The 8664-nt window shown below is 59.9% G+C and carries 8 protein-coding genes; all 8 read left to right on the top strand.

Annotated features, from left to right (window positions below; genetic code table 11):
* Window positions 1-29: 29 nt before the first annotated feature.
* The 8 genes from H8S59_RS24580 to tauD all read left to right on the top strand — a co-directional run bounded on the left by H8S59_RS24580 (window position 30) and on the right by tauD (window position 8626).
* Entirely contained in the window at window positions 30-1367 is a 1338-nt protein-coding gene (locus H8S59_RS24580) for an LLM class flavin-dependent oxidoreductase (RefSeq protein ID WP_187523106.1), read from the top strand.
* Window positions 1367-2707: an alpha/beta hydrolase family protein gene (locus H8S59_RS24575; RefSeq protein ID WP_187523105.1), complete on the top strand. Its 1341-nt coding sequence runs from the start codon at window positions 1367-1369 to the stop codon at window positions 2705-2707. The genes H8S59_RS24580 and H8S59_RS24575 overlap by 1 nt, the downstream gene beginning before the upstream one ends.
* On the top strand, window positions 2704-3741 hold the full coding sequence (mgrA, locus tag H8S59_RS24570; RefSeq protein ID WP_187523104.1) for an L-glyceraldehyde 3-phosphate reductase: 1038 nt from the start codon (window positions 2704-2706) through the stop codon (window positions 3739-3741). The genes H8S59_RS24575 and mgrA overlap by 4 nt, the downstream gene beginning before the upstream one ends.
* Window positions 3742-3943: 202 nt before the next feature.
* Window positions 3944-4873, top strand: coding sequence for a sulfonate ABC transporter substrate-binding protein (locus tag H8S59_RS24565; RefSeq protein ID WP_187523103.1), 930 nt, complete (start codon window positions 3944-3946; stop codon window positions 4871-4873).
* Between the two features lie 149 nt (window positions 4874-5022).
* Window positions 5023-6000, top strand: coding sequence for a taurine ABC transporter substrate-binding protein (gene tauA / locus H8S59_RS24560; protein WP_187523107.1), 978 nt, complete (start codon window positions 5023-5025; stop codon window positions 5998-6000).
* A gap of 14 nt (window positions 6001-6014) precedes the next feature.
* On the top strand, window positions 6015-6806 hold the full coding sequence (gene tauB / locus H8S59_RS24555) for a taurine ABC transporter ATP-binding subunit (protein ID WP_187523102.1): 792 nt from the start codon (window positions 6015-6017) through the stop codon (window positions 6804-6806).
* Window positions 6803-7639, top strand: coding sequence for a taurine ABC transporter permease TauC (gene tauC, locus H8S59_RS24550; RefSeq protein WP_187523101.1), 837 nt, complete (start codon window positions 6803-6805; stop codon window positions 7637-7639). Before tauB ends, tauC begins: the two co-directional genes overlap by 4 nt.
* 150 nt (window positions 7640-7789) lie before the next feature.
* Window positions 7790-8626 (top strand): taurine dioxygenase, encoded by an 837-nt coding sequence (gene tauD, locus H8S59_RS24545; RefSeq protein ID WP_425504604.1) that lies wholly within the window; start codon window positions 7790-7792, stop codon window positions 8624-8626.
* Window positions 8627-8664: the final 38 nt, after the last annotated feature.

The following is an 8664-nucleotide window of genomic DNA, read 5'->3' as shown; positions in this document are numbered from 1 at the left end:
CAGATGAACGACGAAACAAGGACCACCAAATGAGCAACACACCTCGCCAACTCAGCCTCGGCGCTTTTCTCATGGCCACCGGGCACCATGTGGCGGCCTGGCGGCATCCGGATGTACCGGCCAACGCCGGGCTGGATTTCAAGCATTACAGACATTTGGCCCAAGTGGCCGAAGCAGCAAAATTCGACGCGCTGTTCGTTGCTGACAGCGTGGCTGCTGCAACAGGTGAGAGCGCCAGTCACATGGCGCGCTCCGATCATTTCGAACCGCTGACCCTGATGTCAGCGCTCAGCGCAGTCACCGAACATATCGGCCTGATCTGCACTGCAACCACCAGTTACAACGAGCCGTATCACGTGGCGCGCAAGTTCGCGTCGCTGGATCATTTGTCCGGTGGCCGTGCGGGCTGGAACCTCGTGACTTCCGATGCCGCCGCCGAAGCACAGAACTTCGGTCGCGATGAACACATCGGTCACGCCGAACGCTACAGCCGCGCTCGCGAGTTTCATAAGGTCGTGACCGGGCTGTGGGACAGTTGGGAAGACGATGCCTTTCTGCGCGACAAAGCCAGCGGCGAATATTACGACCCGGCCAAGTTGCATGTGCTGGATCACCAGGGCGAACATTTCCGGGTCAAAGGCCCGCTGAACGTAGCCCGCTCACCTCAGGGTCAACCGGTGGTCGTGCAAGCGGGCTCTTCGGAAGTCGGCCGCGACCTGGCGGCTGAAACCGCTGAAGTGGTGTTCACCGCGCAAACCTCACTGGCCAATGCCCAAGCGTTCTATGCCGACATCAAAGGTCGCATGACGCGCTTCGGTCGCGATCCTGACAGCCTGAAAATCATGCCCGGCGTGCTCGTGGTGGTGGGCGACAGCGAAGCCCTGGCCCGGGAGAAGTTCGAAGCGTTTCAGGAACTGGTAGAACCCACAGTCGGCGTTGCCTTGCTGGGGCGGATGCTGGGCAATTTCGACCTGTCCGGTTACGCCCTAGACGAACCGCTGCCGCCTTTGCCATTGACCGATACCGGGCAGCAAAGTCGCCAGAAGCTGCTGACCCAACTGTCCCGAGATGAAAACCTGACCCTTGCCCAATTGGGCCGTCGCATTGCCGGAGGTCGCGGTCATTACAGCCTGATCGGCACTGCGCCGCAAATCGCTGATCAACTGCAAACCTGGTTCGAAGCACGCGCTGCCGACGGCTTCAATGTGCTAGTGCCGCACCTGCCCGGCGGTCTTGAAGACGTTGCTCGTTACGTGGTGCCTGAACTACAACGTCGTGGCCTGTTCCGCACGGAGTACACCGGCAGTACGTTGCGGGAAAACCTCGGCCTGCAACGGCCACGTCATCGTTTTGCCGGAGGATTCTGATGAATTACGGCCCCTTGAAAGTTGTCAGCCTGCTGCTGGTATGGAGCCTGTCGTGCAGCGCGCTCGCGCTCAATGGCGACCCGCGCCCGGATGCACCTGAACTGGCGGCACGCGGTGCTTATCAGGTAGGCGTGCGGACCGTTGACGTGATTCATCGAGATCAGCTCAATATCCTCGCGGCTACCAGTGCCGACAGCAATCCGCGCTATGACCGGCCGCTGCGTCTGGAAGTCTGGTATCCCGCACAACTGAAAACCGGGCAGGCCGAGCTGAGCACTTATACCGATGTGCTGGGTGCGGGCGCCAACAATCCGGCCCGGCCCAATACCGCGTTCACGTTCGAAGGCCGCGCTGCACGCGAGGCACAGCCGCTCAAGGACAAAGCGTTTCCGCTGGTGATCGTGTCCCACGGTTATCCGGGCTCACGCTTGCAGATGAGTTACCTGACCGAGTTCCTCGCCTCCCACGGCTATGTAGTCGTCGCCATCGATCACACGGAATCCACCCGCGCCGACCGGGCCGGTTTCGCCAGTACGCTGCTCAACCGTCCTCTGGATATTCTGTTCGTGCTGGACCAGGTCACGGAGTGGGCGAAGTCAGGCAGTGGCAATCCATTTGCCGGAAAGATTGACGTCAGCCACACCGCGCTGCTCGGTTACTCCATGGGCGGCTACGGCGTGTTGAACGCTGCAGGCGTCGGCACTGGCGCGGCGGCGTTACGCTTTGTCCCCGGCGCTGCCTTGCAGGCCAGACAAGCGGGCAACCCGGATTTCGAGGCTAAAAGAGACATACGCATCAAAGCGCTGATCGCCTTCGCCCCATGGGGAGGACAGCAAAACCTGTTCGATGAGAAAGGGCTGGCGGGATTGCGTGTACCCAGCCTGTTCATCGCCGGTGATCAGGACGATGTGGCCGGTTACGCTGATGGGGTCAGACGCCTGGCGGAGGGCGCAAAAAACGCGGACCGCTACCTGCTGGTTTACGAAAACGCCCGACATAACATTGCGCCTAATCCTCCGCCTGCAGCCGCGAGCAGCCACCCCGACGATTTTTCCGCCTATGCTGAGCCGGTCTGGGACAGCAGCCGCATCAACAACATCAATCAGCAATTTGTCCTGGCCTTTCTCGACCAACAACTCAAAAGCATTGATCGCCAGCCGTGGTTGACGCTTGTGCCACGGGCCGCCGACGGCAAATGGTCGAAAGACGAAACCGGACGCGAAAAACCTGATCACACTTACTGGAAGGGCTTCAAAAATCGCAGCGCTCTGGGCCTGGAGTTTTATCACTGGCCAGCGCAAGCGACTCCGTCTTCGACTACCCAACGAGACCCACAATGACTTATACCGCTGCCGAAAACCGCTACGAAAAAATCCCCTATCGCCGCACCGGCCGCAGTGGGCTGGTATTGCCTGCACTGTCGTTGGGCCTTTGGCACAACTTCGGCGACAGCACACCGCTCGACACCCAACGCGCCATGCTGCGTACGGCGTTCGACCTGGGCATCAATCACTTCGATCTGGCCAACAACTATGGCCCACCCTACGGCAGCGCCGAGAGCAACTTCGGCAAACTGTTCCGGGAGGACTTCAAGCAGTATCGCGATGAGCTGATCATCTCCACCAAAGCCGGCTGGGACATGTGGCCCGGCCCTTATGGGCAGGGCGGAGGCTCGCGCAAATACGTGCTGGCCAGCCTCGATCAGAGCTTGCAGCGCATGGGCCTGGATTACGTGGACATCTTCTACTCGCACCGCTTCGACCCGGACACGCCACTGGAAGAAACCGCCAGCGCCCTGGCCACTGCCGTGCAACAGGGCAAGGCGCTGTATATCGGTATCTCTTCTTACTCCGGCAGCAAAACCCGTGAAATCGCTGCGCTGCTGAAAGAGTGGAAAGTGCCATTGTTGATTCACCAGCCCGCCTACAACCTGCTTAATCGCTGGGTCGAAAAAGACCTGCTGGACACCACCGAGGAACTGGGCGCCGGGGTGATCGTCTTCACCGCACTGGCTCAAGGTTTGTTGACGGACAAATACCTCAACGGTGTGCCGCAGGATGCCCGGGTCAATCGCCCGGGGGGCGGTTCGTTGCAGGCGTCGCACTTGTCCGAAGCCAACATTGCTCACGTGCGGGCACTGAACGAAATCGCCAAACGTCGCGGCCAGAGCCTGGCGCAAATGGCGTTGGCCTGGACACTCCGTGATCCACGCGTGACCTCGGCCTTGATTGGTGCGAGCCGCCCTGAGCAAATCGTCGAGAACGTCGAAGCGCTGAAGAACCTTGAGTTCAGCCAGGAAGAACTGACCGAAATCGACCGCTTCGCCCAGGAAGGCGGTATCAACCTGTGGGAGAAGCCGTCGTTGGCGGAGTGAATCCAAAGCCAATAAATGCACCTCCCTGCGGAATGCAACCTCCCTTGTGGGAGCGGTGCTTGCCCGCGATAAACGATAACGCGGTATGTCGTCAATCCGCGTCTCATGTATCGTCGGAATGCCGCCCAGACCAAGCACCGCTCCCACAAGGGATCCTCATTAGCCTGACGATTTATTTGCAGTCAGAGATAAGCGAGCAAAAATGAAATCCATCGCATTACTCTTCGCAGGCCTGATTGGCCTTGCATCGGCCCACTCTGCCTTGGCGGCAGACCCGCAAACCCTGCGTGTCGGCTATCAGAAAGGCTCCATCGCTTTGGTAATTGCCAAGGAAAAAAGCCTGTTGGAAAAACGCTTTGCCGACACCAAAATACAGTGGATCGAATTTCCCGCCGGCCCTCAAATGCTTGAAGCGCTCAACATCGGCGCGCTGGATTTAGGTTCCACCGGCGATATCCCGCCGCTGTTTGCTCAGGCGGCCGGCGCCGATCTGGTTTACGTGGGTGCTGAACCCGCCAAGCCTGCCGCGGAAACCATCCTGGTGCGCAAGGACAGTCCGCTGCAAAGCGTTGTCGATTTGAAAGGCAAGAAAGTCGCCTTCCAGAAAGGCTCCAGTTCCAACAACGTCTTGTTGCGAGCACTGAACAAAGCCGGGTTGGGCTTCAAGGATATCCAACCGATCTACCTCACCCCCGCCGACGCCCGTGCCGCCTTCGAGCAAGGCAGCGTTGATGCCTGGGCAATCTGGGACCCGTATGCCTCGCTGGCGCTGATCGAAGGTCACAGCCGCCTGCTGGCCGACGGCACCGGACTGGACTTGTCCGGCCCGATCTACAGCGCACGTCGCGACTACGCCAATCAACACGCAGACTTTATTCACGCCGTGCTGGAAGAACTCACCGCTGCCGAAGCCCTGACCCGTAGCCAGCGCCAGCAGAGCATCGACATCCTGACCAACTCCATGGGCTTGCCAGAACCGGTGATCACCCGCTACCTGGACAACCGGCCACCGTCGCCGATCCTGCCAGTGGACGCAAAAATCATCGCCGCACAGCAGGCGACGGCGGATCTTTTTTTCCAGAACAAACTGCTTCCGAAGAAGATCAATGTCGAGGAAGCTGTCTGGAAATAAAGCTCTGATTCAGCAGAAGATCCATGAGCGATCTCTTAACGAAATCGCTCATAAGCTAATGCAAAAAGGTTATTTATTTAGAGTTTCTTAGATCATTTAGTCTCCTGCTTCAGCCAGTCCCCCCGGCCAGCCTGATTCGGAGCTTCATGATGAAACTGCACTTCCCTCTTCGCCTTCTGGTGGCGCTGTCGTTGACTGGCGCTTCGTGTCTGGCTCAAGCCGCGGACTTCACCGTCGCCTATCAAACCACCGTCGACCCGGCCAAAGTTGCTCAGGCCGATAACGCCTACGAAAAAGCCACCGACTCGAAAATCTCTTGGCGTAAATTCGAAAACGGTGCCGACGTCATCACTGCCATTGCCTCCGGTGATGTGCAGATCGGCTACCTCGGCTCCAGCCCTTTCACCGCAGCTGCGACCCGCAAGCTGCCGGTTGAAACCTTCCTGATCGCGACGCAGATTGGCGCCGCCGAAGCCTTGGTCGCACGCAACGGTTCGGGGATCAATTCCCCTCAGGATCTGATCGGCAAGAAAATCGCAGTACCGTTCGTGTCCACGGGTCACTACAGCCTGTTGGCTGCGTTGAAACACTGGAATATCGACCCGTCGAAAGTCACCATTCTCAACCTCGCGCCACCTGCGATCGCCGCCGCCTGGAAACGCGGCGACATCGACGCCACCTACGTTTGGGACCCGGCGCTGGGTGTTGCCAAGGAAACCGGCAAAGTGCTGATCACCTCCGGCGAACTGGCCAAGGTCGGCGCACCGACCTTCGACGCCTGGATCGTGCGCAAGGACTTCGCCGAAAAGCACCCCGAAATCGTCAAATCCTTCGCCAAAGTCACCCTCGACGCCTACGCCGACTACCGCAAGGATCCAGCCGCCTGGCTGGCCAAGTCCAGCAATGTCGACAAGCTGGTGAAACTCTCCGGCGCGAAAACCTCGGACATCCCTGGCCTGTTGCAAGGCAACGTCTACCCGCTGGCCGCAGACCAAAGCGCCCTGCTCGGCGCACCGACCATCGACGCCGTGACCAAGACGGCTGCGTTCCTCAAGGAGCAAGGCAAGGTCGATGCAGTACTGGCTGATTACGCGCCTTACGTCAGCAACCAATTCATCACTCAATAAGCGGAGTTCAACCCATGGCTTTGCTCAAACTGGAGCGCATCAGCGCACAGTATCCCGGCGCGCCCGAGCCGGTGCTGGCGGATATTTCCCTCAGCCTCGGTCCCCGGCAATTGCTGGTAGCGCTGGGGCCGTCGGGGAGCGGCAAAACCTCGCTGCTGAATCTGATTGCCGGTTTCGTGCCGCCCAGTGCTGGCAGCATCAGCCTCGACGGCGTCAGGGTCGAAGGCCCGAGTGCAGAGCGTGGCGTGGTGTTTCAGGACGATGCATTACTGCCCTGGCAGGACGTGCTGACCAACGTCGCCTTCGGCCTGCAGCTGGCTGGTGTACCCCGCGAGCAGCGTGAAGCAAAGGCCAGAGAAATGCTCGCACTGGTGGACCTGGCCGGTTTCGACCAGCGCCAGATATGGCAGCTCTCCGGCGGCCAGAAGCAACGTGTTGGCCTGGCGCGTGCGCTGGCGGCTGATCCCCGTGTGCTGCTGATGGACGAGCCGTTTGGCGCACTGGATGCGTTCACTCGCGAACAAATGCAAGAGCTGCTGCTGCAAGTCTGGCAGCGTACTGCCAAGCCGGTGTTTCTGATCACCCACGACATCGAAGAAGCCGTATTCCTCGCCACCGATCTGATTCTGCTGGCACCGAACCCGGGGCATATCGCCGAACGCCTGCAACTGGACTTCGGGCAGCGTTATGCAGCTGGAGAGTCGGCCCGCTCGATCAAATCTGACCCGCGGTTCATCGACACCCGGGAGCACGTGTTGGCCAGCGTGTTTTCCCAACGCGGCGTCTCTCGGGAGCAACACGCATGAGCAGTTATGAATTACAGAACACCGCGACTGAAACCGATAAACCAAGCGTCACGCCTGTGCGCTGGAACCTCAACACCCGCGCGATCAGTGTGCTGACGCTGGTGGTGCTGTTGGCCGCGTGGTGGGCAGTAACGGCCGCGGCGTTTATCGAACCGCTGTTTCTGCCGCCACCCTCGGCTGTGCTGGAAAAAGCCTGGCTACTGATGACCACCGGCTACATGGATTCCACCCTCTGGCAGCATTTGGGCGCGAGCTTGCAACGCATCGGCCTGGCGCTGTTGGTCGCCGTACTCACGGCTATTCCGGTGGGTATCGCCATTGGCCGCAACCGCATTGCCCGCGGCATCTTCGATCCGCTGATCGAGTTCTACCGCCCTATCCCGCCGCTGGCGTATTTGCCGCTGATCGTGATCTGGTGCGGCATCGGCGAATTCTCCAAAGTGCTGCTGATCTACCTGGCGATTTTCGCTCCCATCGCCATCTCCACCGCGACGGGCGTGCGCACCGTTGACCCGACCAGACTGCGCGCCGCGCAATCCCTGGGTGCGACTCGCTGGCAGTTGATTCGCCATGTGATCCTGCCCAGCGCCCTGCCGGAAATCCTCACCGGCGTGCGCATCGGACTGGGTGTCGGCTGGTCTACTTTGGTGGCTGCCGAACTGATCGCGGCAACCAGCGGTTTGGGCTTCATGGTCCAGTCAGCGGCGCAGTTTCTGGTGACCGATGTCGTGGTGCTGGGAATCCTCGTCATCGCCCTGATCGCCTTTGCCATGGAAATGGGTTTGCGCGCGCTGCAACGCAAGCTGGTGCCGTGGCATGGGCAGAGTCATTAATGATTCTGCCCCATAGATCTCCACAGACCTCGTAGGACCGGCTTTAGCCGGGAGGGGGCCGGTACATTCCATAAACTACTTCGTCAGGAATACTGTCCCCCTCCCGGCTAAAGCCGGTCCTACGACGAACTCCGCAGAAACCCGGATCTTATGATGAACTTCCAGATCTCCCCCCTAAGCCCTGCCCTCGGCGCACAGATCAGCGGCATTGATCTGAGCCAGGAGCTGAACCACGAGCAACGCGATGCCATCGAGCAGGCGCTGCTTGAACATCAGGTGCTGTTCTTTCGCAATCAGCCACTGACACCCAGACAACAGGCGCGGTTTGCCGCTGGTTTTGGGGATCTGCACATTCACCCGATCTACCCGAGTGTGCCGGAACAACCCGAGGTGTTGATCCTCGATACCGCCGTCACCGACGTACGCGATAACGCCATCTGGCACACCGACGTGACGTTCCTGCCGACGCCCGCGCTGGGCGCGGTGCTCAGCGCAAAACACTTGCCCGAATACGGTGGCGACACGTTGTGGGCCAGCGGCATTGCAGCCTACGAGGCGTTGTCACTGCCCTTGAAAACGCTTCTCGAGGGGCTGACTGCGACGCACGACTTCACCCGCTCGTTTCCCTTGGCGCGCTTCGGCACCACGCCTGAAGACATTGCCCGCTGGGAACAGACCCGCCGCCAATACCCGCCGATCTCGCACCCGGTGATCCGCACGCATCCGGTCAGTGGCCGCAAATCGCTGTTCGTCAACGACGGCTTCACATCGCGTATCAACGAGCTGAGTGAAACGGAAAGTGCGGCGATCCTGAGCTTTCTTTTCAGCCACGTGACCCGCCCTGAGTTCACCATTCGCTGGCGCTGGCAGGCTGATGACGTGGCCTTCTGGGACAACCGCGTCACTCAGCATTACGCCGTGGACGACTACCGGCCGCAGCGACGAGTCATGCACCGGGCGACGATTCTGGGGGATATGCCGGTTTGAAGATTTGAGCGTCAGGCTACAGAAAACGCATTTCCTGT

This window comes from Pseudomonas folii (genome assembly GCF_014357575.1).
Taxonomy (GTDB): Bacteria; Pseudomonadota; Gammaproteobacteria; order Pseudomonadales; family Pseudomonadaceae; genus Aquipseudomonas; species Aquipseudomonas folii.
Note: the sequence above shows the minus strand (reverse complement) of the source record. Positions and strands in the feature narration are given on the sequence as shown.